This window comes from Methylomonas stagni (genome assembly GCF_050154735.1).
Taxonomy (GTDB): Bacteria; Pseudomonadota; Gammaproteobacteria; order Methylococcales; family Methylomonadaceae; genus Methylomonas; species Methylomonas koyamae_A.
This window is the reverse complement of the sequence record NZ_CP189557.1, coordinates 1,490,945-1,514,085: the sequence shown is the minus strand read 5'-3', so window position 1 is coordinate 1,514,085 and position 23,141 is coordinate 1,490,945. Positions and strand designations below refer to the sequence as shown.

Here is a 23,141-nt window from a genome sequence, read left to right as displayed (position 1 = left end):
GCCACCAGTAAAAAATTTACTTAAATAATTTTTTATTCAGGACGATACACAGGCAATTTTAAGCCATCAAAAATGTATAAGTCTGACACGTCTGTTTTTACTGATTTTTTTTGCTTGTTTGGATCTATTATATTAGATTGAGAACAATTTTTTCCATCAATATCACAACCACTAGCTAAATATAGAGTTTGAAACTTAAACTTATTTACTTCTTTCAGATGGTTGAAGCAAAATTGTTTTAAATCTGGTAAATCGACTGGAGCAAGTCCAGAATTTCCAACATTGCCATGAAATAAAAATGATAAACACTCATCGGTTGTAAACGTTTGATGAAGATGAGTTGTTTGCATTTCTTGAATTGTGTTAGCAATAGTGGCTGCTGCGTTTGCATCAGCTCCAGGCGTAATTAAAGCCCCGCCAAACTGGGCTGTTGCCCCTTGGCTACCCGATGCTGTTTCGGTCAGCGCTTTATCCCTGACAGACTCAAGGTTTGTGCGATTATTGGTAGCCTCGGTCCATGCGCTCTTATAGCTAGCAGCGTCTTTTTTTGCCGCCGTTAATTCGTCGTTAGCTTTAGTAGTGGCATCCTGCTTGGCCTTGTCCGCCGGCGCCGCGTCGCTGGTCGCCTTGGCCGTATCATAAGCCGTTTGTTTATCGTCTTGGATTTTCTTTTTTTGCTCAAAATCGGTTTTGAGTTTGCTTTCATTCGCCCTGGCAGAATCTAGCGATGCTTGAATTGATGCTAGATCTTTGGCTGATCCTGTTCCTGCACTACCTCCACCTAACGCAACAATACTTGGTTTCGCATACCCGGTCAGTTGCTCAATAGCTAGCATGGTGACCATAGTATTTTGATAGCGGTGTAGTTCTGTAGCTAATTGGTCTGGTCGGAGAGTACCATTTAGAGAATTAACGCAAAGCTGATACAGCAATTCATTTTGAGTGTCGGTTAACTGAGTATGTAAGCGATAAGATGCGGCGGCTTCGGAACTTGAGCCAGCTCCGGCCATTTTAGCGGCAATTTGATTAGCTTCCTCAACGCTTAAAGAGCCATTAAAAGCCGTACTTAATGCTTGGAAAACATCAGGGCTCTTAGCGGCGCAAGCTTGCATGACACCGTTACGATCAACTTTGACAACAGTGGCGGCCTGTTTTGCATCGGTAAAAATGATTTGATTTCCATCACCATTTTCTGATCGGTAAATGGAATTGAAATTTGCCCCACAACCAGTTAATAAAATTGCACAGGTTATAGTATTCACATAAAGGCTTAAACATTTCATCAGTCTTTCTCTTTATTATTGTTATTAGTTTCTAAGTCAACTAATCTTGAATTCTAGTTCATCTGTCAGATCTTGTCTATTGTTTGACGTAATTCACTTTTTGGTTTCAAGCCTTAGGGGTCGATTGCAACAATTCATCACTTCCGAAAGCTGTCATTCAACGCTGGCGCAATCATTTCGGAATCGATGGCTGGGTTTGCATCGGAACCGGTGGCGGTTTTCAAGCGGAATGGCTAGCTGATTTTGGTCGGAATACGGACTTGAGTCTTCGCAGCGATCCGATTCGTTCGGATTCGTTTGACTTGTCTCGGACCAAGCCGGTTAAAACTCCCAACGCAATCCGCCTTCCAGCGCGTGGTTGTAGGAGCCGGACATAATCAAGGCCTGATAGCCCAAATTCGCGGCCAAGCCGTTCGGCAGATTGAGTTGCAAGCCGGCGCCCATGTTGCCCCAATCGCGTTCGGCGGCGTTGGAGACGATGCTCGCCGCCAAGCCGGAGCGGGTAAAGGCGCGGGTGACTCGCGGATCGTTGGCGTATTCGCGCACCCACTCGCCGTTGACGCGTGGCGTCAGCACGCCGAACGGCAGGCTCCACGCATAGGTCAATTCGACGCCGAAGGTGCTGGTGACCGAGACCACGTATTGCTCCGGTACCGTCAGCAGGCCGCTGCCTGCACCCAGCAGGCCCTGTTCGCGGTAGCCGCCGATATTCATGTAAATCGTCGAGGCTTGACCGTAGCCGCGCAGGCTCCAGGCGCCGATGTTGTGGGTATAGCCGGTGCCGGCCAAAATGTTGAATTCGTCGGTTTCGAACTGGGCTTTGGCCCCGCCGCCGCAAGTCAGGCATTGGCGGTTCGCCGCGTTATCGTGTTTGGCGTAACCGGCCGCCAGATCGATATAGGTGTTCTCGGTGGGCGTTAAGGTTGCGAAGGGCGAGAATCGAAAAATGTTGGCATCGAAACGGCCTTGCCCGCGGTCCAGCTCGGCGGCGGAACTGGTATAGCCGAACAGAATGCCGGTCGCGAAACGCTCGCTGATTTTAAAATCGAGCGCGGCGTTGAAATTGCGGTTGTACAACGCAAAGCCGGCACTGCCGGTGTTGCCGTCCACGTGGCCCCAGGAGCCGCCGGCGTTGACGAAAAGTCCGAACGGTCCGACCATGCTGTACAGGTCGTCGCCGGCACCGCCGCCTTTCGCGGTGGAATGATCGATGCGCAGATGACGGAGCGACTGTAATGAGCTGGAAATCTGGGTGGTGCTACGGTTGAGTTGCAAACCGATCGTGGTGGCGTCGTTGACGGCATTTAGGCTTTTCTGCTCTTGAGGAGTGGTGCCGGTCGCGAAATTGCCGGTCGCATAGGCGGTAAGACTGGCACAGTCCTCGATTGAAGTGGCGGTACGGCCTTGGTAGTAACAAGTCAGTAAACCGCCCAGCGTGGCTTCCAGGGTAAAGACATCGTCGGTGACGACGATTTTTGCGGTAGACAAGTCTAGATTGTTGCTGGTTTCGTAGTTCAGTAACTGAGTGTAGGCGGTTTCGATCAGCGAAGCCGACGAAAAGTCGTTAATCGAGTAGCTTTGCAGCGAATCGGAACTGATCAGACTGCCGGTGATCGTCGCGTGGGCGGAAATGCTCAATCCTAAACCGGCCAGGGCCAATAGTGTTTTCACGGTTCAACTCCATGGTGTTGAGATGGTAAACCCTCGGGATTATAAGGCCTTAGGCAACTTTGTCACGGTCTAGTCGCCTTGAAACCGCGCGGACTCTGGATGCCCGGTTTGGGCACGTCTCCCCAAGCGACTTAGTTCAGGATGGAAGTGCCCTTGATTTGTGCGTAGACCAGCATGCCGGTTTTTAAGCCCAACACGACGGCGGATTTTTGACTGACGTGCGCCAGCAGCGGCAACGGGCCGACTTGCAAGCCGACCACGCATAGGCCGTCGCACTCGGCGGCAAGCCCGGTGACCGTCGCCGGCAATACGTTGAGGATGCTGGTCGCCGCCGGTTTTTCCAGCGCGATGCTGACATCCCGCGCCTGAATTTGCAGGCGTAGCGGCGTGCCCGCGGCGGCGGGTAAAGCCGCCAAGCTCAGCGAGCCGGCGGCGGTTTCCACTCGGGTTAGATGGTAATCGGATTCATGACTCTGAATGAGGCCTTGCCAAACCGTGGCTGCTTCGCGGTCCTGAGCTAGCGGCATGTCCAGTCGGCTCTGGGTTTCGGCGAGCGGGCCAGCGGCTAAAACGTGGCCGTTGGCCATTATTACCAGATGGTCGGCGAGTTGAGCGACTTCCTGTTGCGAATGCGTGACGTAGACCACCGGGATTTTCAGTTCCCGGTGCAGGCGGGACAGGTAGGGTAGGATTTCCTGCTTGCGTTTGAAATCCAGTGCGGCCAGCGGCTCGTCCATCAGCAGTACTTTAGGGTTCAGGGCCAATGCCCGCGCTATGGCGACCCGTTGGCGCTCGCCGCCGGACAGCGCGTCCGGCATGCGTGCCAACAAATGGTCTATGCCCAGCAGTTCCAGAATGTGGGTCAGGTCGACGCCGGCTTGGCCGGTGCGTTTCAAACCGAATTGCAGATTACCCTTGACCGACAGGTGCGGAAATAGATTGGCTTCCTGAAATACGTAGCCCAACGAACGTTGGTGGGTTGGTAAAAACAGCCCGCGTTCGCTGTCCTGCCAGACTTCGCCGTTGATCTGCAAAAAGCCGCTGCTGGATTTTTGCAAACCGGCGATGCAGCGCAGCAGCGTGGTCTTACCGGAGCCGGAATGTCCAAACAGCACCGAGACGCCGCTGCCGGGCAACACCAAATCTACATTCAGTCGAAATTCGCCGTAGTCGAGGTCGAATTCGGCGCGGATGGGTGCGGTCATTTAAGTTGATGGGCGACGGGGTGGGTTTTCAACGCGCTGTACAACGCCATTAGAACGGTAAAGGAAAACAATAGCAGGCCGCCGGCTAACCAGTGGGCTTGTTCGTACTCCATGGCCTCGACGTGGTTATAAATCTGTACCGATACTACTCGGGTCCGGTCCGGGATATTACCGCCGACCATCAACACCACGCCGAATTCGCCGACGGTATGCGCGAAACCTAAAATCGTCGCGGTCATGAATCCGGGTTTCGCCAAAGGCAGCACGACGCTGAAAAAGGTATCCAACGGTCCGGCCCGTAGCGTCGCGGCGGCTTCCAAGGGTTGCCGTCCGATCGCGGCAAACGAGGCTTGTAGGGGTTGAACGACGAAGGGCAGTGAATAAAACACCGAGGCCACGACCAAACCCGGAAACGTGAAAGGCAAGGTACCCAGTCCTAATTCGCCGGTCAGTTTGCCGATGGGGCCTTTCGGCCCCAGCGTCACCAACAAATAGAAGCCCAATACAGAGGGCGGCAATACCAGCGGCAAGGCCACCAACGCGTTGCAGAATCCTTTGAAACGGGAGTGGGTGCGCGCCAGCCACCACGCCAACGGGGTACCCAGGATCAGCATGATCAGGGTGGCCAGGCAAGCGACTTTAAACGTCAGCCACAAGGTGGCGATATCGGCGGAGTTGAGCATGCTTAGGGTTGGCTGGGCAGGCTGTAGCCGTATTTCAAAATGATGGTCGAGGCCGCTGGCCCTTTTAGGAATTCCAGCAATGCTTGCGCGGCGGGATTCTCGTCTCCCTTGTTAAGCAGAATTGCATCTTGCCGGATAGGGTTGTAGCTATCGCTGGGCACGATCCAGCCCGAGCCGCTGCCGATCTTGCCGTTATCGATGACTTGAGACAAGGCGACGAAGCCCAGTTCGGCATTGCCGGTACTGACGAATTGATGGGTTTGCGAGATATTTTCGCCTTGAACGATCAGCGGCTGCAATTTCTCCCGCAAGCCGAGTTTTTTCAAAACGTCAATCGCCGCGGCACCGTAAGGCGCCAGTTTGGGATCGGCCAGCGCCAGATGTTTGAAACCGCCCTTGGCGAGGATTTCGCCTTGCTCGTCGACCAAGCCCGGCGTTGCCGACCACAACACCAGCTTGCCCAATGCATAAGTAAAACGAGTGTCGGCGACCGCCAACTCGGCGTTGACCAATTTGACCGCGCTTTCCTGATCGGCGGCCAAGAAGACTTCGAACGGCGCGCCGTTTTCGATCTGCGACACGAATTTGCCCGAGGAGCCGAACGACAGCTTGGCCTCGTGACCGGTGGCTTTTTGGAATTCGGCGGCGATTTGTTCCATTGGTTTGGTGAAGTTGGCGGCGACCGCGACCAGCGTGGTTGCGGCCCAGGCCGACGACGCAGGCAATAGCGAGGCCGCCAGAACGATGGCGCGAAGGGTAAGGCGATGTATCATAGGGTTCTCCTAAAGGTTTAAAACAGCAGGTTCAAAATTCAAACTGACGTAAACGGGTGCCGGCACGAATCGGCACGGCGAAAGCCTCGCCGATCAGGGATAGGGTTTCGGTCATCAACGTGCTTGGTACAAAGTCGAGCCTACCGATCATTAATGGCTACCGGAGTTCGTGAATGCCGAATCATTTCATGCCGAGCAATTTCGGGTTTGACGCTGCCGCCCCCAAGTCAGGAATCCGTTACCGATCATCTTACTAACTGGCCTTCTAAAAACCCTTGACCTATCGGATCAGTCGCGACGTGAGGTGGCGCGTTAAAACCGAAACAAACTTTGCACATAGAAGTAATCGATGTCCTGAGGTGCGGGTGCGTTGGTCGCCGTTTTGGCAAACGTCCCTTTAAATAAGTGAGTCCAGCCGGTTTCGAAATTCAGACTGCTGTTAAAGTCCCAGCGCGCGGTCAATTCGAGTTGCTGGCCGATGAAGTTTTTGGTCTTCCCGGTTCTGTCGCGCAGCATGGTGGTCGCGGTGCCGGAAGTTGTCCAGCCGTCTTTATCCTCGGCCAGCCAGAAAAAACGATGGCTCAGGCCGAGCTGGACTGCCGAAGTCGGCGCAAGATTGATGCGGTAGCCCGGCGAGTTGATGTTGCTGCGAGCGAAGGCGCCATAGATGCCGGTCGCGCCGAAGTCTCCCCGTCTGACGCCGTATAAGGTATCGAAGCGTTGATCTTTGTTGTCGTTGGGATCGTGGTCGCCGCTGGCGTAATCGTATTCCAGACCCAGTCGCGGAGACCAAGGGATTCCCAGGGTATAGCCGACATCCAGATGTTGGAACCAGGCGGAGTGTTCTTGATCTAGGCTGGCGGAGGCGGCGGTCGATGCGCGAACCGTCCCGAATTGGCCGATGGTTTCGGTTTGGAAGTCGAATTTGTCCTTGCCGGGTTTTCGGTAAAAACGCATGCCCGGCGTAAAATAACGGCGATTGCGAGTTTGATTGCGAATGCTGTCGCCCTCGTCGAGGTTGTACAGGTATACCTCGCTGTTGACGCCCCAGCCGATGTCGAAAACCTCTAAAAAGCCGCCGGAAAACCAAGTATGGGTGTCTTCCTCATCGAATTCGTGGGTCTCGTCGAGGATATCGACGGCAGTGTTCGGGTAGCGAAGCACCGGCATCGTCACAAAACTGGTGAATTGCCATTTGTCGTAATCCAGAACCCGCAGTTTTACCCCGGTGAAGGTGTTCATGGTGTTGCGCATCGCGTTACGGGCGACCAGGCGGCGGCTCCCCAAATTCAGGGTTTGCCGGCCGACGACCACTTCGGTGCCTAAGCCGCTGTAAAACACGTTTTGGTCCGCCCAGGCAATATAACCTTGTAGAAAATCCGCGGTATCGGCGTGAGTGTTGTTAACGCCGGAGCCGCTGTCGGCGCCTAAGGCCCGCGAATCCACGAATTCGGTCGCGAAACGGAATTGACCGAGGTGCGCTTGCAACCACAAGTCGGTTTGCAATGGAATTTGCTGGTCGCCTCCCTTGGCGTTTGCTGTGAAGCGTCCATCCAGGCTTTCGTAGCGGGTGCGCTGTTCAATCGATATGTCCAACCATTTGGGTAACTGCAACGCATCGTGCAGATTCCAGACCGGCTTTTCGAATTTACCGCCACCCAACAACGCATCGTCCATTTGACTGGAGAAGGCTGTGACGGCGGGTTTGGTGTAGGTTTTTGCTTCGGCGCAGTCTGCCGGATTTGCGTTAACTCCAGCCAGCGCCATCGCAATCAGGTAGCGGCCGGAAGTGGGGGTGGAGAATGGGCAATTAATCATCACGGTATCCCTGGTTAGTTTGTCGGACGACGGCTCCTTCCGGCGGTCCGGTTTCGGAGTCTCGTGGTTAACCGGCAAAGACTGGGCTCAAAGTATATCAGCCGTTATGTATCATTGATAATAACGTAGAGCAAATACACTATTGCCGGTCAGTTAATTTTAGTCGAGGCTGCGCAAATGGCTGACTAGGGCGCGTTGCTAGGATTTTCAGGCGTTGGAGCCGTGTTCCGGGCGTAGCGGCGACCTCGATTGGGAGCGTCGTTTCCAAAACGTCGCCGGAACTGACGAGGCGGAGTAAGATGGCTGGCGCCTGTCGAGAAGTTCGGAAAGGTTGCGTGACCGAGAGCTGGATTTAGACGCTAGTCGATTTGGATTCTAGATGAATGGCCAGCCAGACGGTTTCGGTATCGGGATCGGTCCAATCGACCCGATGCCGGCAGTGCGCCGGAATCAGCAAATAGTCGCCGGCCCGCATCTCCAATACCGCCCGGTCCGCGAACGCGAGTCTGGCCCGACCTTGCAGAACGATGACCCATTCGTCTTCGGTTTGATCGTACCAAGCGTCCGGGTCGCTGGCATGGCCCCGAGAGACGATGCGCTCGATGCGGGCGGTAGGCGAGGCATGCAAGGTTTGGCATAATTCGGCCGGCAATCGGCTGGGAATGTCGGCGAAGATCGAAGAACAGCCAGTCATGATAAAAACGAACATTTCGAGGGGGAGAGCATGAATAATACGACGTTTGCCACGTTAATGAACATCGCGGCCGAAAAGGTGCCGGTCGCGGCGCGTTGGTGCCGAAAGGCTTGCGACACCGCCAGGTGTCTGGATTTTCTGGCGCCGCTGCTGATCCGGCTATATTTGGCGCCGGTATTTTGGATGGCCGGAACCAAGAAATTCGCCAACTTTACCGACACCGCCGCATGGTTCGGCAATGCGGAATGGGGCTTGGGCTTGCCAGCACCGTATGTGCTGGTGTTTCTGGTGGCCTTCGTCGAGACCTTCGGCGCCTTGTTTTTAGTGTTCGGTTTTGCAACGCGGGTGATCAGCCTGCCGTTGTCGGTCATCATGGTGGTGGCGGCCGTGACCGCGCATTGGCAAAACGGTTGGCTGGCCATCGCCACCGGTAGCGGTCTATTCGCGACCGATCGTACCGTGGCGGCGATCGAACGATTGGACAAGGCCAAGGAGATTTTGCAGGCTCAGGGCGATTACGCCTATTTGACCGAATTCGGCAGTCTGGCGATGCTGAACAACGGGATCGAATTCGCGGCGACCTATTTCGTGCTATTGGTTGCGTTGTTTTTTCTGGGCGGCGGCCGTTACGTCAGCGCCGATTACTGGCTTAAACGCAAATACCTGATCGATTGAGCACTCAGCGCGCTTGTACCAGCACCCACGGTTTGACGACGACGGCCCAAACCAGGCTGTCGTCGGCATACCAGCGTCCGGCTTGCTCGTCGCTAACATGGCCGATACGGCCGCTATTCAGCCATTGCTCGACTTGGGCCTTGTTGTCTTGGGAGAATTGCCAAGCCACGTCTACTAAATCCAAATCGGCGGCGACGGCAATCGCCAGTCCGGCCGCGAAGAAACGTTGCAATTCCCGCCAGGCGATGGCGGAGGTTTCCAGATTGATTTTGGCGAATTCGGTAGGGTTGGCGGTGTCGGTCATTAACATTTTCCGGCGGCTGGGCGATGGTGTAGTATGCACGGCTATTTTAACGCAACCCGATCGGTTAACCATCAGCGAGGATTTTAGATGTCGTTATTGAGTTCCATTAAAAAACGTTCGACGTTGGATGCGGCGATCAAGCAAGTTGCCCAAGCCCGCAAAGCCGACGGCGGTAGGGCCGAGCAATTGTTCAAGGGCGCTTATCAAGGTTTCGCCAGCGTGGTATCCGACCAGCCCCTGGTGGCGGACGGCTTGTATCATTGGGGTTTTGCGTTATTGCACGAAGCCAAGACCAAGCAAGGTCAGGAGGCGGTCGAAATCTACGAGGACGCGATTTCCAAGTTTTCGTTTTGTCTGTTGATCGCGACCAATTATCTGGGGGCCGCCATCGACGGCGGCGTGGCATTTATGGAATTGGCCCGGATCAGTCCGGACGAGAGCAAGCCCGGCTTGTATCAATTGGCCGAGAGTTTTTTCGAAAAAGCGTGCGACATTCAAACAGGTAGCGCCGCTTATAACTTGGCTTGCATTTTTGCGTTACGAGGCGACCAAGAGACTTGCCTGGCGGCTTTGCGGACGGCCCGCGATTACGGCAGCCTGCCTGACGAGCCCAACATACTGCAAGACGAGGACATGGCGGACGTGATCGACCAGGCTTGGTTCAAGGATTTTCTGGAAGAAGTCCGAGCCAAGGTAGCCGAACCCAAGGAAAAGCTTAAAGACGTTCAAATCGATGTCGAGCCGAATTTTAAGTTGAAAAAGACCGAAGATTTCGACTACTACTCCAAATCCTGAAAGCAACCGGCAAGGATGTCGCGTAATTTCTCCACCCCCATTCGCCGGGTCAACGCAATATTGCGTTCCGGGATCGTTTCGGGATGGGCGTAATGGGCCAGGGCCGCCGCGATGCTGGCTTCTCGGATCAGATGCAGCATCGGGAACGGCGCGCGATTGGTGTAATTGGCGGCATCCTCGGCATCGACGCGGTCGAAGCAATAGTCGGGATGAAAGCTGGCAAGCTGGTAAATACCTTCGTAGTCCTGATCGCTAAGCAACTGTTCGGCAATCGCCAACAGGTCCAGGAAATCGTCGAAATTCTGAAAGTCCTCGTTAAAAATCAACAAGGTGGTTTCGGTTTCCGGTTCGGCGTCCAGATGCAGGCACTCGCTAATCAAGGTTTCCAACGCGAATTCCAGGCTGTTGCCGGCGACGAGCCGGTATCGGATACTGCCGCGTTGATGCTCGCGCCGGGCGAAAGGGCAGATGTCGTAGGCAATCACAAAGTGTTCCAGCCAACGGCGGGTGGCGGTAATCGCAGGGTGTTCAGTCATGGTTAGTGGTTGGTAATGACGAAGCGGTGGGTATTATGCGCGTTGGGCATGCTGCTTGTCTCGGCGGCTCAGGGCGGCGACGTTTATCGTTGGACCGATGCGCAAGGGCGGCGGCATTATTCGGATCGGGGTACCGAAAGCGCCGAGGTTTTGAGCGTCGATCCCGGCATCGCGCTGGTCGAAGTCGAGAGGGTCTACGACGGAGACACTATTTTATTGGCAAACGGTGAAAAAATCCGATTTCTGGGAGTTAATACCCCGGAAGTTGCCGGTCGCAACAAGTCCGCCGAAGCGGGCGGAGAACAAGCCAAGGCTTGGCTGAGAGCCAAATTGGAGCGCCAAAAAGTGTATTTGGAAGGCGACGTCGAGAAACAGGACAAATATCAACGCCGATTGGCTTACGTGTTTACCGAGTCGCGTGAATTCGTCAATCTGGAGTTGGTCCGGGCTGGCTTGGCGATGGTCAACATATTCCCGCCGAATCTGAAATATGTCGATAGCTTGTTGGCGGCTCAGCGCGACGCAGAACGAGCCGGTTTGGGTATTTGGGGCCGGTCCGAGTACGCGGCGCAACCCTATGCCAGCTTGAACGCCGAAAATTATCACGGTTGGAAGCGGTTGACGGGCCGAATTAGCGGTATCAAACGCACCGCGAAATATAGCTATCTGCAATTTTCCGACGGGGTGGCCGTCGCGGTGGAAAATCGCTATGCGTCTTTGTTTCCGCCGCTTGCGTCCTATGTCGGCCGGCAAGTCGAGGCCAGAGGTTGGGTCCGGCGCAGCAAGGACAAATTCGCGTTGCAAGCGCGCCACGGCGGCGACATCCTGCTCGGCGACTAATCGTCGTCCGCGAACAGCTCGCGGATCATCTGTTTTTCGTCGTCGTTGAGCAGATCGTCGGCGGACAGCAGGCGAACCCGGCGGAAAGCGTGTTCGGTGGCGGCGGAGCGCAACGAGGCGCGCCTGTCCATCGCACGGCGTTCGGACTGACGCCGATCGCCCGCTCGCCGGTCGAATTTCGGCCAGAGCAGATATTGTTCCCGCATCATCGCAATCCATTCCTCGCTGTTGAAAGCATAGGGATTGGTTCTGCGTTCTGCTTGGCGACGTACGACGCTACGGCGCGCCGAGAGCTTGCTATCCATTAATGGCCGTTTTCCAGGCTGCTCCTACCCTGCTTGCTATTTGATCCGGCCGATTAAGGAACGACCGGATGGGTAGGCAATTGGTTTCGAATGCTGCTTTTTAGCGCGATTACCCTGGTAAATAGAGGTTTTTTCGCCTAAAAAAGCAACGGGCACCTTGATTTTATCTGGAAATCGACTAGCGGGCGAGACCTTCGGTCTCGGCGTTTTGAGGAGGAGCGTCCCGAGTCGCTTGGCGGCGGAACTGGAAAGTTATCCAGTAAGGGCGCAAGATTATGTTCCTAGGCCATTATTCGTGGGTTGGTCGCGCGTTCGAGTTGTACTGCCTTTAAAATGCAAAATTTGGTAAATTCCGCCGAAGCACAACGATTTCGACCGTGAAAGCGGTTGAAATCGTGGTTGCTCCTTAAGAAAGCGTTGCGAATTCGGCTGATCAGGCTTTGGAGAGAGCTGCCAGCGCTGCCGCGTAATCGGGTTCGTCGGCAATTTCGGCGACCAGTTCGGCATGAATCACGGTATCGGTTTCATCGAGTACCAAGACCGCGCGTGCGGTCAGGCCGGCCAGGATGCTGTCCAGCAATTCGACGCCGTAATCTTGCGCGAAGCTGGAGCGGAATGTCGAAAGCGCACCGACATGTTTGATACCTTCGATTTCGCAGAAGCGCACCTGGGCGAACGGCAGGTCGGCCGAGATCACCAAGACTTCGGTATTGTGCAGATGGGCCGCCTTCTCGTTGAACTTGCGGGTCGAGGTGGCGCAGGTTGGGGTATCCAAACTGGGGACGATATTCAGTAATTTACGCTTGCCGGCAAAGTTGGTCAGGCCGACATCTTGCATCTTTCGATTGGTCAGCTTGAAATCCGGGGCTTGGGAGCCGATAGTCGGTAAATCGCCGCAGGTATTGATCGGTTTGCCTTGGAAGGTGATGGTGGCCATGAAGTTCTCCGGGAATGGCTGAACACAACAGCCGGGCGTCGTACCTCGGCTCTGTTCGCGGGTTTGCTATTTGTGACGCTTGCTGAAATCGATCAGCCGCTTGCGTTTCTTGACTTGGCGGTCGCTAAGCTGGTTTTTCTGGCCGTGGAACGGATTCTCCGGCGATTTGAACACCAGCCTGACCGGTGTGCCGGCCAAGCGCAATTGCTCGCGGAAATAGTTCATCAGATAGCGCTTGTAGGCGCCGGGCAGCACATCGGTTTGCACGCCGTGAATCACGACGACAGGCGGATTGCGTCCGCCTTGGTGCGCGTATTTGAGCTTGATGCGTCGGCCGCCGACCAGCGGCGGTTGGTGGGCCGCAACCGCGTCGCTAAGAATGCGGGTCAACAGCGGCGTGGACATGTCCACCATCGCCGAGTCGTACAAGGTATGTACCACGTCGAACAGTTTGCCGACGCCGCTGCCGTGTAGCGCCGAAATCGGATGTTTTTCGGCGAAATCGAGGAAGGACAATTTCATCTCGATCTGCTTCTTGACGAAGTCCTTGTGTTCGGCGTTCAGGCCGTCCCATTTGTTCAAGCCGATAATCAGTGCCCGGCCGGCTTCCAACACCAAGCCCAAAATGTGGGCGTCCTGATCGGTGATGCCTTCGCGGGCGTCGATCAGGTAAATCACCACGTGGGCTTTTTCGATGGCTTGCAGCGACTTGATGATGCTGAATTTCTCGACGGTCAGCGATACCCGCGAGCGGCGGCGCATGCCGGCGGTATCGATCAGCGTGAATTTTTTGCCGTCGCGTTCGAACGGAATGTAAATGCTGTCGCGGGTGGTGCCGGCTTCGTCGAACACCACGACCCGTTCCTCGCCGAGCAGGCGATTGACCAGCGTGGACTTGCCGACGTTGGGCCGACCGACGACCGCAATGGCAATGCCGGGATCGACTTCCTGAAACTCATCGGCCTGAGGCGGGAGCAAAGTGTCGATTTGGCCCAGCAATTCGTGAACGTTGCGGCCGTGGACGGCGGCGATCGCCACCGGTTCGCCCAGACCCAAGCCGTAGAAATCGTTGGCGACGGTGTTGCTGTCGATGCCGTCGATTTTGTTGACGACCAGCACCACCGGTTTGCCCAACTTGCGCAGCATGTCGGCGATGGCTTCGTCCGACGCGTTGACGCCGTCGCGGGCGTCCACTAAAAAGAACACCACGTCGGCTTCTTGCAGCGCGATTTCGACCTGCTTCTTGGCGAACACGTCAATGCCGTCGCGCTCGTCGGTAATACCGCCGGTATCGACGACCAGGCAGTCGCGCTCGCCGCGCTTGACTCGGCCGTACTGGCGGTCGCGGGTCAGGCCGGGATAGTCGGCGACCAGCGCTTCGCGGCTGCGGGTCAGATAATTGAACAGCGTGGATTTGCCGACATTGGGGCGGCCGACCAGGGCGATGACGGGTAGCATGATTTAGTGGACTCTCAACGCGGCCAAGGTGCCGTCTTTAGCGTAAACGTAAACGGTATCGTCCACGACGACCGGCTTGGCCTCTATCGCGGCCTTGCCGACCTGAATGCGGCCCAGCTGGCGGCCGTCGGTAATAGACAGCCAGTGCACATAGCCCTCGTAATCGCCGACCACCACATAGTTTTGGTAGGCAACCGCGGCGGTCAATTGCCGATTGTGCAAATCCTTTTGTTTCCACAGCGACGCGCCGCTACGTTGATCCAACTGCCAGACCTCGCTTTTGGTATCGCTGACGTAGAGATAACGGTAATCCAGACTCAAGCCGCTATACGACGACACGGCTTCGTTGCGCCACAGCACATCGCCGTCGACTTCCGACACCGACGAGGTGCCGCCTTGAAAGCTGGCGATATAAATCGCCCCGCGGGCGGCGACCGGATCGACGTCCAGATCGACCAAGCGTTCGACTTCGGAACGTCCGCTCGGAATCGCGATCGTTGCTTCCCACAAGGCCTTGCCGTCCTTGAGCTGCAATGCCTGCAATTTACCGTTGGCCGAGCCGATGACGACGCTGTCGTCGATGACTATCGGCGCGCCGGTACCGCGTATGCTCAGGGCCGGCACGCTGTGCTCGAACGACCACAACACGCCGCCGCCGTTTTCCTGCAAGCCGAGGACCTTGCCGTCGGTGGTGCGGACCAAGACGATGCCGTGGCTGACCACCGGCGTCGCAAGTACTTCGCTGGGAACGTCGGTTCGCCAGCGTTGCTCGCCGGTGCCCTTGTCGAAGGCTACCACTTCGCCGGTGCTGGTGCCCATGATGACGCTGTGCAGCCCCAGACCGGGGCCGGCCGAAAAGCTGTACTCGCTATTGTTTTCCCAGGTCAAACTGCCGTTGCCGGCGCCGCGCGCTTGCAAATGGCCCTTGTGGTCGCCGACGTAGACGCTGCCCTCGGCGGCGGCCGGGATCAGCTTCAGATATTTTTCGTCGGCGCCGCTACCGATCGATTCCTTCCAGACGATTTCGGGCTGGACTTCCATCGTATATTCTTGCAACGTCGCCGGCGGGTCGGCGTTATCGTCGTCGCCGGTAATGTATTCGGTGATGCCGGAGATGAAGTCGCGGCCGGCATCCAGACCGGCGCAACCGCCGAGTAACGGCAGGCAGACGATCAGAGCGGCCAGCGGGTGAAGTCGATAAATCCTGGTCGGCATGTGCATTGAATGAGGGTTAATTGGCCGCTGGCGGCGCTAACGGTGTTTCGGTGCTCAGATCGTCCAGCTTGAATTGAGTCAGCGGCGTGGCCTGCCCGGTGCGGATCGCGCTTTGATAAGCGTTGCGGGCCTCGTCCGGCCGCTCCAGGGCGACGTAAAAGTCGCCTTGCAGTTCGTCGTAGGCGGCGGCAAAGCCTTCCGATTTGGCGGGATCCACCGACGCGATCATCTGTAGGCCTTGTTCGAATTCGCGGCTGGCCAGCAGCAACTGGAGCAGACGCAGGCGAGCGACATGGCGCAGTTCGTCGCTGGTGGTGGTTTCGACGGTTTTTTTCAACAGGGTTTTCGCGCCTTCCAGATCGCCTTGTTCGACCTTGGATTTCGCCAATTCCAGGCCGGCGAACTCGGCGTAAGCGGTTGACGGAAACTCGCTAGGCAGGCGCTCGGCCAGTTTTTCGGTCGATTCGCGGTTGCCGGAATTCGCGCTTTCCAGCATCTGCTGAAACATCAGGGAAGCTTGGCTGTTTTTATCGGTTTGATGGTTTTGCCACAGATTCCAACCGGTCACCAGGACCAGCGCGGTGACGACGCCGGCAATCACGGCTGTCTGATTGGCTTCCCACCATTTTTTCAACTGTTCCAGTTGTTCTTCTTCGGTATCGTAAATTGCCACGGTAATTCTCTACTTAGTTTGCGGTTGTGTGAAATCGTTGCAGTTGCCAGGCGCGCAAGGTTTCGATGAGCGCCTGATGGTCCAGCGTGGTTTGTTCCTGTTCAAGGCGCAACGGCTTTAGCGCCGCGACCTGGTTTTGGGCTTCGTCGTCGCCGATGATAATCGCGTATTCGGCGCCGGATTTGTCGGCCTTTTTGAATTGGCTCTTGAAGCTGCCGCCGCCGCAATTGACCTGGATTTTTAAGCCGGGCAGGGCGTCTCTCAGCTGCTCCGCCAATCGCATGCCGACGGTTTCGGCCTGTTCGCCGACCCGGATCAGATAAACGTCGACGCCGGCCGGAATGTCGACGTGTTCCAATTGCTCGATCAGCGCCAGAATACGTTCCATGCCCATCGCGAAGCCGATCGCATGATTGGCCTTGCCGCCGAGTTGCTCGATCAGGCCGTCGTAACGGCCGCCGGCGCAAATCGTGCCTTGCGAACCTAGGCGTTCGGTGACCCATTCGAACACGGTTTTGCCGTAGTAATCCAGGCCGCGTACCAGACGGGTGTTGATCGCGTACTTCAGCCCCAAGTCGTCCAACGTGGCTTTCAGACGGTCGAAATGCGCTAGGCTGTCTGTGCCCAGATGATCGAGCAGAACCGGCGCGCCGCGCAGCATCGCCTGCATGTCGGGGTTTTTGCTGTCCAGAATGCGCAGCGGATTGGTGTCCAGGCGGCGGCGGCTGTCTTCGTCCAGGCAATCCAGGTGTTGATTGAAGTATTCGACCAGCGTGCCTCGGTAGGCCAGCCGTTCTTCGGCGGTACCCAGCGAGTTGATTTGCAGTTCGACCATGTCGCGGATACCGAGGCGTTTCCAAAGCCGATCGGTTAACAAAATCATTTCAGCATCGATGTCGGGGCCAGCCATGCCGTAGGTTTCGACGCCCAACTGGTAAAACTGGCGGTAACGGCCTTTTTGCGGACGTTCATGGCGGAACATCGGTCCGTAATACCAGAGCCGATGGCTTTGATTGTGCAACAAACCGTGTTCCAGACAGGCGCGCAGACAGCCGGCGGTGCCTTCCGGACGCAAGGTCAGCGAGTCGCCGTTACGGTCGTCGAAGGTGTACATTTCCTTCTCGACAATATCTGTGACTTCGCCGATCGAACGTTTGAACAGCTCGGTTTTTTCGACGATGGGCAGCCGAATTTCCTGATAACCGTAGGCGCCGAGCACGTCGCGGGCATGACCTTCCAGCCATTGCCAGTGCGGCGATTGCTCGGGAAGAATATCGTGCATGCCTCGGATGGCCTGTATGGCCTGCTGTTGTTTTGCCATGTTGGGTTTACTTGCTGATCGCGGATTTAACGAGTTGAGCTTCCTTCGAAGCCGGGAAAGCGGATAGGAGTTTGTCGCGGTACTCTTCGGCCAGTTTGCCGTTGCCCAGCGAGCGTTCGGTTTGAAAAGCCAGCCACAGGGTTTCCGGGGTGTGATTGGCAACGGCCAGATAGCGTTCCAGGAAGCCGCGCGCCGACAGATATTGGCGGTTCTGATAACTGATTTTCTGCATCTCCAGCAAGGCCGGAGCGTATTCGCTTTGGGCTTGCAAGGCTTGGCGGAAATAGCCTTCGGCCTGCTGCGCGTCGTTTTGCTTGAGCGCGCAAGCGCCGAGATTGGTCAGTGCGAACCACGGCCGGGTGTTCATTGCCGAGTCCAGCGCTTGCTTCAATAGTTCCACGCCTTGGTCGACCCGGTCGCGTTCGCATTGAAAGCGGCCGTAATTGTTCAAGGTGCTGAAATTGGCGGGGTCGCGGCTTAAGGCGCTACGGTAGCTGTCGTCGGCGGCGTCGTAGTCCTTGACCCGCTCGTAAAACACCGCCAATGTGTTATGGATTTCGGCATTGCCGGAGTCCAGGCTGAGCGCGGTTTGCAATTTTTCGCGGGCGGCGTCCAACATGCCCATGTCCAGATAGCGAGCGCCCATTTGCAGATTGAGCGTGGCCTTTTCGGCATTGCTCATCGACGGCTTGATGTCTGGCAGCAAGCCGCATGCGCCGGTCAGAAGACCGGCGATGCCGCAGATAGCCCAGTATCGTATCGGTTTACGCGACATTGCCGCTGCCGTGCGCCTGCATCGCTTGGAGTTTTAGATGGCGGCGACTTTTATCCTGGACTTGGCCGACCAGTTGGCCGCAGGCGGCGTCGATATCTTCGCCGCGCGTTTTGCGTATCGTGGTGACTAGTCCCGCGTCCTGCAGAATGTCGCGAAAGCGCAGGATGTTGGCGCTGCTGGAGCAACGGTACGACGACTGCGGGAATGGATTGAACGGAATCAGGTTGAGCTTGGACGGGACGTTCTTCAACAGTTTGACCAGCGCGCGCGCGTGTTCGGCGCCGTCGTTGATGCCGTCCAGCATCACGTATTCGAAGGTAATGTGCTTGCGCGGACCGGTCTTGGCGTAGTCGCGGCAAGCGTCCATCAGTTCGGCGAGCGGGTATTTGACGTTGATCGGCACCAATTGGTCGCGCAGTTCGTCGTACGGCGCGTGCAACGATACCGCCATGCTGACGTCGCAGACGTCGCCCAGTCTTTTCATCGCCGGCACGACGCCGGAGGTGCTGATGGTGACCCGGCGTTTCGACAAGCCGTAGGCGAAGTCGTCCATCATCAGATTCATCGCCGCGACGACATTATCGAAGTTCAGCAGCGGTTCGCCCATGCCCATCATCACGACATTGGTGATGCGGCGCTCGGGCCCGAGGCGTTGTTGGGCCAGATAAAGCTGGCCGACGATCTCGGCGGTACTTAGATTGCGGTTGAAGCCTTGCTGGGCGGTCGAGCAGAAACTGCAGGCCAGCGCGCAGCCGACTTGCGACGACACGCACAAGGTCGCGCGCCGATCTTCCGGAATATAGACCGTCTCGACCCGATTGCCGCAGCGCATTTGCATCGCCCATTTGCAGGTGCCGTCGCTTGCCAATTGTTCCGTGACGATGTCCGGCGCCCTGACTTCGCAATGTTCCCGTAAGTACTGGCGCAACGATTTGCTCAGGTTGGTCATTTGCTCGAAATCGGCAACGCCTTCCTGATAAATCCACTTCAGTAATTGGGTGGCGCGAAACGGCTTTTCGCCGAGTTCGACAAAAAAGGCTTGCAGACCTTTTCTGTCGAAATCCAGCAAATTGACCAATGCCGGTTTAGCGGATGCGGTCGCAGAGTTCATTAGCGCTGAAGAAGTAAGCGATTTCTCTGGCGGCCGATTCCGGAGCGTCGGAGCCGTGAACGGCGTTTTCGTCGATGCTGACCGCGAAATCGGCGCGGATCGTGCCCGGCGCGGCTTCTTTAGGGTTGGTCGCGCCCATCAGTTCGCGATTTTTCAGAACGGCGTTTTCACCTTCCAACACTTGTACGACGACCGGACCGGAAGTCATGAAGCTGACCAAGTCTTTAAAAAAGCCGCGTTCCTTGTGTTCCGCGTAAAAGCCTTCGGCTTGGTCTTGGGTCAATTGCAGCATTTTCGATGCAACGACGCGCAGTCCGTTTTTTTCGAAGCGGCTGACGATTTCTCCAATCACGTTTTTTGCGACGGCGTCGGGCTTGATGATGGAGAAAGTACGTTCGATGGCCATTGATTTAACTCCCGTAGGTTTATGATTAAAAAATAGAATAGGGCATTATAACCCGTTCGCCGGGGTGATGAGAAACCCGGCCAAGCATATGGAGCGCCTGTGCCGGAGTAGCCCAGCGTATCGGCCGGGCTTCCGGACAGCGGCGCGGGCGGATTAGATCGACAGCCTGCTGGGGTCGCTGTTGCTGCCGTAGAACCAATTGACCAGCATCCGGGTGCTGGTGACCGCGGTAAACACCGAAGTGGCGATACCGATCACCAGAACCAGCGCGAAGCCCTTGACAGGGCCGGTACCGAAACCGAACAGCAGGATCGCGACGATGAAGTGGGTCACGTTGGAGTCCAAAATAGTCGCGAAGGCTTTTTCGTAACCCATGTAGATACTGGTTTGCAAGCTGTTGCCGTGGCGCAGCTCCTCGCGGATCCGTTCGTTGATCAAGACGTTGGCGTCCACCGCCATACCCACCGTCAATACGATACCGGCCATGCCCGGCAGAGTCAGCGTCGCTTGTAGCACCGACATGATCGAAATCAGCAGTACCACGTTGAACAGCAGCGCAAAGTTGGCGATTAGGCCGAAGGCTCGGTAGTAAATCACCATGAAGACCACGACCAGCAAGAAGCCGGCGACGATGGAGTTCATGCCTTGGTCGATGTTTTCCTGACCCAGGCTGGGACCGACCGTGCGTTCCTCGACGATTTCGACCGGCGCGGCCAGGGCGCCGGCGCGCAGCAACAAGGCCAAGGTGCGGGCTTCCTCGGGGCTGTCCAGACCGGTGGTTTGAAAGCGTTTGCTGAAACTGTCGCGAATGGTCGCGACGCTGATGACTTTTTCGACTTTTTCCTTGTGTTGAACTTTCTCGCCGTTGACGACGCGGGTCTCGGATTTGTATTCGATGAAGACGACCGCCATCGGCTTGCCGATATTTTCCTGGGTCAATTTGCCCATTTTTTTGGCGCCGGCGCCGTCCAAGGTGATGAAGACCGCCGATTGGCCGTCCTGATCCATGCCGGACGAAGCGTCGGTAATTTGGTCGCCGGTGACGATGACCGAGCGTTTCAACAAAATCGGATTGCCGTTTTTGTCTTTGTAAAGGCGCGCGCCGGCCGGTTCATGTCCGGACAGGGCCGATTGCACGTCGTGTTCGACGTCGACCAAGCGGTATTCCAGCGTCGCGGTGGTGCCGAGCAGTTCCTTGGCGCGAGTCGTGTCCTGTACGCCGGGCAGTTGGACGACGATACGGCTGTCGCCTTGCTGCTGGATAATCGGTTCGGCCACGCCCAGCTCGTTGACCCGGTTACGCAACGTCGTGATGTTTTGGCCCAGCGCCGATTTTTTAATGTCGCGCAATTCGCGCTCGGTGATCGACAACGTGAATTCGTTGGGGCCGGTTTCCTTCAGGTCCAGATTGCGGAAATCCTTGTTCAATACCGCCGCCGCCGCGACCCTGGCCTCTTCGTTCGGCAACACCACCTTGATGCCGTTCGCTTCCTTGCTGACCGACTGATAACGGACCTTGGCGTCGCGGAAGGCGGTGCGGATGTCGTTGTTATAGCGTTCTTCGGTTTGCTTCAACGCGGAGTCCATGTCGACTTCCAGCAGGAAATGCACGCCGCCCCGCAAGTCCAGACCCAGATGCATCGGCTCCGCGCCGATCATGCGCAACCAATCCGGCGTGGCCGGCGCCAGATTGAGCGCGACCGTGGCTTGCTCGGCCAGCTTGTCGCGCAACAGGTCGGCGACTTTCATTTGTTCGTCGGTATTGTTGAAACGGGCCAGCACCTTGCCGTCGGTAAATTCGAAGGCCTTGGTCGTGAAACCGGCGTCGCGGATGCTGGCGGCGACATCGTCCGCTTGGCGTTGTTGCAACGGCGTGGCGGAGGACGAAGCCACTTGCACCGCCGGATCGTTGCCGTACAGATTCGGCAATGAGTAGAGCGTGCCGATCACCAAAAGGGTCAGAACCATCAGGTTCTTCCAGACTGGAAAATGATTTTGCATAGGTTTCCGTTAATAGCTGCGCGAGCTAGGCCGCCGGAGGGGCGAGCGGATTGAGGGCGGCGTTGTGAGCAGTCGTTAGGCTTTTTTGTTCAGGGTTTTGTACGTGCCTTTTGGCATCATCGTCGCGACGGCGTGGCGTTGGACTTGGATGAAGGTGTTGTCCGAGACTTCCAATTTGACGAAATTGTCGTCCAGATCGACGACTTTACCCAGTATCCCGCCGCTGGTGACCACTTCCGAACCCTTGCCGAGCGCGGCCAACATTTGTTTTTGTTCCTTGTTGCGCTTGGATTGCGGGCGAATGAACAGGAAGTAGAAAAAGATCAGGATGCCAAGCGGAAACAGCATGCCTTCGATGCCGGGTTGTTGGGCGGCGGGTGCGGTTTGCGCAATCGCGTCTGAAATCAAGAAACTCATTGTTGTCCTCTAATTGTTATCGTTTTGTTAGCGGTCCGGCCGGGCGGACAGGCGCGCATTATGCCATAGCCCGCCGCCGATCGCATTTTAAGGGTGTTAAACCAAATGCCTACCGATGCTTTCGCCCAGCCGGACCGCCCGGCCGGCGGTCAGATCGGCATGCCAGGCGACTTGCTCGGGGCCGAACAGGACGATGATCGTCGAACCCATGTTGAAGCGGCCCATCTCGGCGCCTTTAGCTAGCGTCGGTGCGTCGGCGCCGTATTGCCAAACCCGCGCTTGGCTGACGGTTGGTGGCGTGACGACGCCGTGCCATACCGTTTCGACGCTGGACACGAAGATGGCGCCGACCAAAATCAAGGCCATCGGCCCGGCTTCGGTGTCGAAAATGCATGCCACCCGCTCGTTACGCGCGAACAGATTCGGCACCGCGCCGACCGTGGTGTTATTGACGCTGAACAGCCGGCCGGGTACGTGGATCATCTCTTTCAGCGTGCCGGCCAACGGCATGTGCAGGCGGTGGTAATCCTTGGGCGACAAATAAATCGTGGCAAACCGACCATCACTGAAAGCAGCTGCGCGTTCCGCGTCTCCTCCCAGCAACTCCAGCACGCTGTAGTCGTGGCCCTTGGCTTGGAAAATCCGCCCGGCCTCGATCGTGCCGGCTTGACTGACTTCGCCGTCCGCCGGGCAAGCCAGCTCGTCGCGGCCCGACGCAAAAGTGCGGGCGCCGTCTTGCAATTCGCGGGTGAAGAATTCGTTGAAACTGGCGTAACTGTCCGGGTCTGGATATTTGGCTTCCGCCATGTTCACGCCGTACAGGCGGACGATGGTCTTGATGAACAGGTTTTTCCAGGTCGGGTTTCGGCAATGGGTCAGCTTGGCCATCAGATTCGACAGCGCGTGATGGGGCAAGCCGTATTGCGGCAGGACGGTTAACAATTCTTTTAAATTCATGGATTACAGGTCGGGCGTTTTGCCGGCGATCAGATAGGCGAAGGCGATGACTTCCGCGACGGCGACGTAGAGTTGTTCGGGTATCTCGTCGCCGAGCGGCACCTGGGCCAGAATGCGCGCCAGTTCGGGTTGATTTTGTAGCGGAATGTCGTGTTTTTCGGCAATCGCCAGAATTTGTTGAGCGGTAAAACCTTCGCCCTTGGCGGTGACCTTGGGCGCGTTCTTGCCGTCGTATTTCAGAGCGACGGCGATGTCGGCGTTGTAGAAGGTTCTACCGCTCATCATCGG

Annotated in this window: 25 protein-coding genes; 3 read left to right on the top strand and 22 right to left on the bottom strand. The window is 56.5% G+C overall.

The annotated features are described in order from the left end of the window. Window positions 1-32 precede the first annotated feature (32 nt). The 7 genes from ACP4CD_RS07155 to ACP4CD_RS07125 form a co-directional block, all read right to left on the bottom strand. Window positions 33-1,283 (bottom strand): hypothetical protein, encoded by a 1,251-nt coding sequence (locus ACP4CD_RS07155; protein ID WP_426994082.1) that lies wholly within the window; start codon window positions 1,281-1,283, stop codon window positions 33-35. A gap of 321 nt (window positions 1,284-1,604) precedes the next feature. Beyond that, the gene (locus ACP4CD_RS07150) at window positions 1,605-2,954 is read right to left on the bottom strand and encodes an autotransporter outer membrane beta-barrel domain-containing protein (RefSeq protein WP_426994081.1); all 1,350 of its coding nucleotides are present in this window, start codon (window positions 2,952-2,954) and stop codon (window positions 1,605-1,607) included. A 131-nt stretch (window positions 2,955-3,085) separates the two neighbouring features. Next, entirely contained in the window at window positions 3,086-4,159 is a 1,074-nt protein-coding gene (modC, locus tag ACP4CD_RS07145) for a molybdenum ABC transporter ATP-binding protein (RefSeq protein ID WP_426994080.1), read from the bottom strand. Further along, window positions 4,156-4,842: a molybdate ABC transporter permease subunit gene (modB, locus tag ACP4CD_RS07140; protein ID WP_071159510.1), complete on the bottom strand. Its 687-nt coding sequence runs from the start codon at window positions 4,840-4,842 to the stop codon at window positions 4,156-4,158. Before modB ends, modC begins: the two co-directional genes overlap by 4 nt. 2 nt (window positions 4,843-4,844) lie before the next feature. Beyond that, entirely contained in the window at window positions 4,845-5,615 is a 771-nt protein-coding gene (gene modA / locus ACP4CD_RS07135; RefSeq protein ID WP_071159508.1) for a molybdate ABC transporter substrate-binding protein, read from the bottom strand. 312 nt (window positions 5,616-5,927) lie between these two features. Beyond that, window positions 5,928-7,433 (bottom strand): alginate export family protein, encoded by a 1,506-nt coding sequence (locus ACP4CD_RS07130; RefSeq protein WP_426994079.1) that lies wholly within the window; start codon window positions 7,431-7,433, stop codon window positions 5,928-5,930. Between the two features lie 352 nt (window positions 7,434-7,785). Next, window positions 7,786-8,127 carry a cupin domain-containing protein gene (locus tag ACP4CD_RS07125; RefSeq protein WP_426994078.1) on the bottom strand — a complete coding sequence of 114 codons (342 nt, stop codon included), beginning with the start codon at window positions 8,125-8,127 and terminating at the stop codon, window positions 7,786-7,788. A 30-nt stretch (window positions 8,128-8,157) separates the two neighbouring features. Between ACP4CD_RS07125 and ACP4CD_RS07120 the strand changes: the two genes are divergently transcribed. Beyond that, window positions 8,158-8,802, top strand: coding sequence for a DoxX family protein (locus tag ACP4CD_RS07120; protein WP_426994077.1), 645 nt, complete (start codon window positions 8,158-8,160; stop codon window positions 8,800-8,802). 4 nt (window positions 8,803-8,806) lie between these two features. On the opposite strand, the gene ACP4CD_RS07115 is transcribed toward ACP4CD_RS07120, so the two are convergent. Next, window positions 8,807-9,106 (bottom strand): DUF2288 domain-containing protein, encoded by a 300-nt coding sequence (locus ACP4CD_RS07115; protein ID WP_064026028.1) that lies wholly within the window; start codon window positions 9,104-9,106, stop codon window positions 8,807-8,809. Between the two features lie 87 nt (window positions 9,107-9,193). On the opposite strand from ACP4CD_RS07115, the gene ACP4CD_RS07110 reads away from it, so the two are divergent. After that, window positions 9,194-9,901, top strand: a complete 708-nt coding sequence (locus tag ACP4CD_RS07110; RefSeq protein WP_426994076.1) for a hypothetical protein — start codon at window positions 9,194-9,196, stop codon at window positions 9,899-9,901. Here ACP4CD_RS07110 and ACP4CD_RS07105 read toward each other — a convergent pair. Beyond that, on the bottom strand, window positions 9,886-10,437 hold the full coding sequence (locus ACP4CD_RS07105; RefSeq protein WP_064026023.1) for a DUF1415 domain-containing protein: 552 nt from the start codon (window positions 10,435-10,437) through the stop codon (window positions 9,886-9,888). The two genes, ACP4CD_RS07110 and ACP4CD_RS07105, sit on opposite strands and share 16 nt — an antisense overlap. Window positions 10,438-10,452: 15 nt before the next feature. Between ACP4CD_RS07105 and ACP4CD_RS07100 the strand changes: the two genes are divergently transcribed. Beyond that, window positions 10,453-11,277 carry a thermonuclease family protein gene (locus ACP4CD_RS07100; protein WP_426994075.1) on the top strand — a complete coding sequence of 275 codons (825 nt, stop codon included), beginning with the start codon at window positions 10,453-10,455 and terminating at the stop codon, window positions 11,275-11,277. Here ACP4CD_RS07100 and ACP4CD_RS07095 read toward each other — a convergent pair. From ACP4CD_RS07095 to ACP4CD_RS07035, 13 genes are all read right to left on the bottom strand, one after another. Then, entirely contained in the window at window positions 11,274-11,582 is a 309-nt protein-coding gene (locus tag ACP4CD_RS07095) for a hypothetical protein (RefSeq protein ID WP_313728190.1), read from the bottom strand. The genes ACP4CD_RS07100 and ACP4CD_RS07095 overlap by 4 nt on opposite strands. Before the next feature lie 433 nt (window positions 11,583-12,015). Then, window positions 12,016-12,519 (bottom strand): thiol peroxidase, encoded by a 504-nt coding sequence (gene tpx / locus ACP4CD_RS07090; RefSeq protein ID WP_064026017.1) that lies wholly within the window; start codon window positions 12,517-12,519, stop codon window positions 12,016-12,018. A 66-nt stretch (window positions 12,520-12,585) separates the two neighbouring features. Beyond that, window positions 12,586-13,977, bottom strand: a complete 1,392-nt coding sequence (gene der / locus ACP4CD_RS07085; RefSeq protein ID WP_426994074.1) for a ribosome biogenesis GTPase Der — start codon at window positions 13,975-13,977, stop codon at window positions 12,586-12,588. A 3-nt stretch (window positions 13,978-13,980) separates the two neighbouring features. Continuing rightward, complete coding sequence (gene bamB / locus ACP4CD_RS07080; RefSeq protein ID WP_426994073.1) at window positions 13,981-15,192, bottom strand: outer membrane protein assembly factor BamB; 1,212 nt, start codon at window positions 15,190-15,192, stop codon at window positions 13,981-13,983. A 16-nt stretch (window positions 15,193-15,208) separates the two neighbouring features. Beyond that, window positions 15,209-15,865 carry a YfgM family protein gene (locus ACP4CD_RS07075; RefSeq protein ID WP_426994072.1) on the bottom strand — a complete coding sequence of 219 codons (657 nt, stop codon included), beginning with the start codon at window positions 15,863-15,865 and terminating at the stop codon, window positions 15,209-15,211. Between the two features lie 13 nt (window positions 15,866-15,878). Continuing rightward, window positions 15,879-17,186: a histidine--tRNA ligase gene (hisS, locus tag ACP4CD_RS07070; RefSeq protein ID WP_168031546.1), complete on the bottom strand. Its 1,308-nt coding sequence runs from the start codon at window positions 17,184-17,186 to the stop codon at window positions 15,879-15,881. A 7-nt stretch (window positions 17,187-17,193) separates the two neighbouring features. Further along, complete coding sequence (gene pilW, locus ACP4CD_RS07065; RefSeq protein ID WP_426994071.1) at window positions 17,194-17,961, bottom strand: type IV pilus biogenesis/stability protein PilW; 768 nt, start codon at window positions 17,959-17,961, stop codon at window positions 17,194-17,196. After that, entirely contained in the window at window positions 17,951-19,072 is a 1,122-nt protein-coding gene (gene rlmN / locus ACP4CD_RS07060; RefSeq protein ID WP_426994070.1) for a 23S rRNA (adenine(2503)-C(2))-methyltransferase RlmN, read from the bottom strand. The genes pilW and rlmN overlap by 11 nt, the downstream gene beginning before the upstream one ends. Further along, window positions 19,047-19,478: a nucleoside-diphosphate kinase gene (gene ndk / locus ACP4CD_RS07055; protein ID WP_064026003.1), complete on the bottom strand. Its 432-nt coding sequence runs from the start codon at window positions 19,476-19,478 to the stop codon at window positions 19,047-19,049. Before ndk ends, rlmN begins: the two co-directional genes overlap by 26 nt. 153 nt (window positions 19,479-19,631) lie before the next feature. Beyond that, complete coding sequence (secD, locus tag ACP4CD_RS07050; RefSeq protein WP_071159494.1) at window positions 19,632-21,479, bottom strand: protein translocase subunit SecD; 1,848 nt, start codon at window positions 21,477-21,479, stop codon at window positions 19,632-19,634. A 75-nt stretch (window positions 21,480-21,554) separates the two neighbouring features. Further along, on the bottom strand, window positions 21,555-21,896 hold the full coding sequence (gene yajC, locus ACP4CD_RS07045) for a preprotein translocase subunit YajC (RefSeq protein WP_064025993.1): 342 nt from the start codon (window positions 21,894-21,896) through the stop codon (window positions 21,555-21,557). Window positions 21,897-21,992: 96 nt separating this feature from the next. Next, window positions 21,993-22,853, bottom strand: coding sequence for an archaetidylserine decarboxylase (gene asd, locus ACP4CD_RS07040; RefSeq protein WP_426994069.1), 861 nt, complete (start codon window positions 22,851-22,853; stop codon window positions 21,993-21,995). Window positions 22,854-22,856: 3 nt separating this feature from the next. Further along, window positions 22,857-23,135 (bottom strand): EscU/YscU/HrcU family type III secretion system export apparatus switch protein, encoded by a 279-nt coding sequence (locus tag ACP4CD_RS07035; protein WP_064026042.1) that lies wholly within the window; start codon window positions 23,133-23,135, stop codon window positions 22,857-22,859. Window positions 23,136-23,141: the final 6 nt, after the last annotated feature.

Coding starts and splice junctions, on each gene's coding strand:
- ACP4CD_RS07155 (WP_426994082.1), bottom strand. CDS start 1,283: ATGAAATGTTTAAGCCTTTATGTGAATACTATAACCTGTGCAATTTTA.
- modC (WP_426994080.1), bottom strand. CDS start 4,159: ATGACCGCACCCATCCGCGCCGAATTCGACCTCGACTACGGCGAATTT.
- modB (WP_071159510.1), bottom strand. CDS start 4,842: ATGCTCAACTCCGCCGATATCGCCACCTTGTGGCTGACGTTTAAAGTC.
- modA (WP_071159508.1), bottom strand. CDS start 5,615: ATGATACATCGCCTTACCCTTCGCGCCATCGTTCTGGCGGCCTCGCTA.
- ACP4CD_RS07130 (WP_426994079.1), bottom strand. CDS start 7,433: ATGATTAATTGCCCATTCTCCACCCCCACTTCCGGCCGCTACCTGATT.
- ACP4CD_RS07125 (WP_426994078.1), bottom strand. CDS start 8,127: ATGACTGGCTGTTCTTCGATCTTCGCCGACATTCCCAGCCGATTGCCG.
- ACP4CD_RS07120 (WP_426994077.1), top strand. CDS start 8,158: ATGAATAATACGACGTTTGCCACGTTAATGAACATCGCGGCCGAAAAG.
- ACP4CD_RS07115 (WP_064026028.1), bottom strand. CDS start 9,106: ATGACCGACACCGCCAACCCTACCGAATTCGCCAAAATCAATCTGGAA.
- ACP4CD_RS07110 (WP_426994076.1), top strand. CDS start 9,194: ATGTCGTTATTGAGTTCCATTAAAAAACGTTCGACGTTGGATGCGGCG.
- ACP4CD_RS07105 (WP_064026023.1), bottom strand. CDS start 10,437: ATGACTGAACACCCTGCGATTACCGCCACCCGCCGTTGGCTGGAACAC.
- ACP4CD_RS07100 (WP_426994075.1), top strand. CDS start 10,453: ATGACGAAGCGGTGGGTATTATGCGCGTTGGGCATGCTGCTTGTCTCG.
- ACP4CD_RS07095 (WP_313728190.1), bottom strand. CDS start 11,582: ATGGATAGCAAGCTCTCGGCGCGCCGTAGCGTCGTACGTCGCCAAGCA.
- tpx (WP_064026017.1), bottom strand. CDS start 12,519: ATGGCCACCATCACCTTCCAAGGCAAACCGATCAATACCTGCGGCGAT.
- der (WP_426994074.1), bottom strand. CDS start 13,977: ATGCTACCCGTCATCGCCCTGGTCGGCCGCCCCAATGTCGGCAAATCC.
- bamB (WP_426994073.1), bottom strand. CDS start 15,192: ATGCCGACCAGGATTTATCGACTTCACCCGCTGGCCGCTCTGATCGTC.
- hisS (WP_168031546.1), bottom strand. CDS start 17,186: ATGGCAAAACAACAGCAGGCCATACAGGCCATCCGAGGCATGCACGAT.
- pilW (WP_426994071.1), bottom strand. CDS start 17,961: ATGTCGCGTAAACCGATACGATACTGGGCTATCTGCGGCATCGCCGGT.
- rlmN (WP_426994070.1), bottom strand. CDS start 19,072: ATGAACTCTGCGACCGCATCCGCTAAACCGGCATTGGTCAATTTGCTG.
- ndk (WP_064026003.1), bottom strand. CDS start 19,478: ATGGCCATCGAACGTACTTTCTCCATCATCAAGCCCGACGCCGTCGCA.
- secD (WP_071159494.1), bottom strand. CDS start 21,479: ATGCAAAATCATTTTCCAGTCTGGAAGAACCTGATGGTTCTGACCCTT.
- yajC (WP_064025993.1), bottom strand. CDS start 21,896: ATGAGTTTCTTGATTTCAGACGCGATTGCGCAAACCGCACCCGCCGCC.
- asd (WP_426994069.1), bottom strand. CDS start 22,853: ATGAATTTAAAAGAATTGTTAACCGTCCTGCCGCAATACGGCTTGCCC.
- ACP4CD_RS07035 (WP_064026042.1), bottom strand. CDS start 23,135: ATGAGCGGTAGAACCTTCTACAACGCCGACATCGCCGTCGCTCTGAAA.